The following is a 2,357-nucleotide window of genomic DNA, read 5'->3' on the forward strand; positions in this document are numbered from 1 at the left end:
CGGGCGTGGTCGGCTCCTGGCGCGGCGCCGGGGCCGCGGCCGGGACGTGCACCCGCGTGGGGACGTAGGCCTGCGCCGCGCTGGAGCGCCGCCCCTCGGCCGCCTCCGCGAGCATCACCTCGGCCTCCTCGGCACTGGGCCGGTCCGCCGGGTCCTTGCTCAGCAGGGCGCTGATCACGGGCCCCAGCTCGCCCGCGTGCTCGGGGACCTCGGGCTCCTCCTCGACGACCGCCTGCATGGTGCTGATCGGCGACGTGCGCCGGAACGGCGAGATGCCCTCGATGGCCGTGTAGAGGGTGGCGCCGAGCGCCCACAGGTCGGAGGCGGGGCCGGGCTCGGAGCCGCTGACCCGCTCCGGGGCCAGATAGTCCACGGACCCGACGATCTCGCCGGTCCGGGTGATGGTCGAGTCGCCCTCGACCTGCGCGATCCCGAAGTCGGTCAGCTTGACCTGGCCGTTGCGCGCGAGCAGCACGTTGCCCGGCTTCACGTCGCGGTGCAGCACCCCGGCGGCGTGCGCGGCGCGCAGCGCACGCAGCGTCCACAGCCCGATCCGCGCGGCCTCCACGGGCACGATCCGCCCGTGCTCCTTCACGGCGTCGGCGAGCGACGGCCCCTCGACCAGTTCCATGACGATCCACGGCCGGTCGTCGTGCTCCAGGACGTCGTGGACGGTCACGACGGCCGGGTGGTTGATGCGCGCGGCGGCCCGCGCCTCCGTCTGCGTACGGGCGAGCAGCACCGCACGATCGGCCTCCGCCACCCACTGTGCGGCGGTCAACTCCTTGACGGCGACAGCTCGGTGGAGGACTTCGTCGTGGGCGCGCCACACGCGGCCCATGCCACCGCGCCCGATCGATTCACCGAGCCGGTAGCGGCCCGCGAGGAGTTGGCCCTGCATCTGATTCACGTACCCCCGCAATGGTCTTGACGAGGCCACACTAGGGAGCGGGCGCACCGCAAGGAACAGGCGGGGTGCCATGGAGACAGCACTGTGACGCGTTTCGCGTCCGGAACGTCCCGGTTCAGCCGCCGAACTGGTACGTGGACGACGCCTGCTCGTACAGCCGCGTCACCTCGTCGCGCTCCGCTTCCGGGCCCCGCACCTGCACGACGTGGTACTTCCCGCCGACGATCATGGCGAGATTGCGCACGAAGACTTCGCGCCCGTCGGACCCCTGCCAGGTGAACTGCCCCTCGGCCATGCTCCGCCCGCCGACGTCGATGGCCTTCATGCCGCTGGAGGTCGCCCACGTGGAGTCGCGGAACGGCTGCAGCTCGCGCTCGTCCTCGCGCTGGTACTTCATCGGGTCCTTGCCGTACGTGGACGTGGTGTCCCGGCCGGGCACGACGAGCAACTCGAAGTCACCGTGCGTGTAGAGGACCTGCCCCCGCCCGTTCTTCCCTTCCCGCTGCCAGCCCTTGGCGACGGCGACCTCGAAGCCCTCGGGGTCCTTGCGGAGCGTGAACCCGGCGGCGACGTCGGACTGCGGCTGGGTGCTGGAGGGTCCGGAACTCCTCTTCCCGTCCGGCGACTTCGACGTCCTCGGCGCCGAGGGCGCAGGGGAGGAGGGGGTGCGTGCGGAGGGCGCGCCGCCCACCGAGTTGGCGTTCTCCCGTGTCCCTCCGCCCGATTCGCCCTTCGGCATGAAGGCCATCGCGTACGCCACCGCGCCGACGAGCCCGACGAGGATCAGCACGAGCAGCCACTTGCCGAGGGATCTGGGCGCCCGCTCCCGGCGCTCCCGCGGCTGCGGACGGGACTGCCTCTCCCGCGGCTCCGGACGCGGCCGTCGCTCCCGCGGCGCGCGCTCGTCCCTGGCCCTCTTGTGCCGGGCGTGCCTGCTGGCGGGGTACTTCGTGCGCCGCCTGCGTACGAGTTCGCCCCGGCGGCGCACGATGGGCAGCTTGGCGGCGTCGAACGGGGGCGCGGGCACCACGTGGGCGCCCGCCTCCGGCTCCGGCGCCGAGCGCACCAATGAGCGCAGCCAGCCCCGCAGTTCCTCGAAGTCGAGCCGCTCGGTCGGGTCCTGGCGCAGCAGCGACTCGACGACGGGCCGCAGCGGCCCGCACTCCTCGGCGAACGCGGGCGGCTCCGCGCACACCATCTGCACGAGCTCCGCCGTCGCCTCCTCCGGGTACGGCGCATGCCCCTGCACGGCCCGGAAGAGCAGGGCGCCGAGCGCCCACAGGTCGGTGGCGGGCCCCACGGGCGCGGCCAACTGCCAGCTCTCCTGCACCGGATAGGCCTGCTCGGGCGCCCACCGCTCGGTGACGGGCCCGACGACGGTCATCCGCACCTGCCGGGCGCGCTCGGCGGCCACCCCGCCCAGGTCGGTCCCGCGGGACTCCGCGGC

The 2,357-nt window shown here is 73.7% G+C and carries 1 protein-coding gene and 1 pseudogene; both read right to left on the reverse strand.

The features are described 5' to 3' along the window. On the reverse strand, nt 1–901 hold a 901-nt coding region (locus tag G3I40_RS36120), incomplete at its 3' end, for a serine/threonine-protein kinase (RefSeq protein WP_164559062.1). Nucleotides 902–1,025: 124 nt separating this feature from the next. Then, nucleotides 1,026–2,357 (reverse strand): annotated as a pseudogene (locus G3I40_RS36125) (serine/threonine protein kinase); the annotation flags it as partial.

This window comes from Streptomyces sp. SID14478 (assembly GCF_010548525.1).
GTDB lineage: Bacteria > Actinomycetota > Actinomycetes > Streptomycetales > Streptomycetaceae > Streptomyces.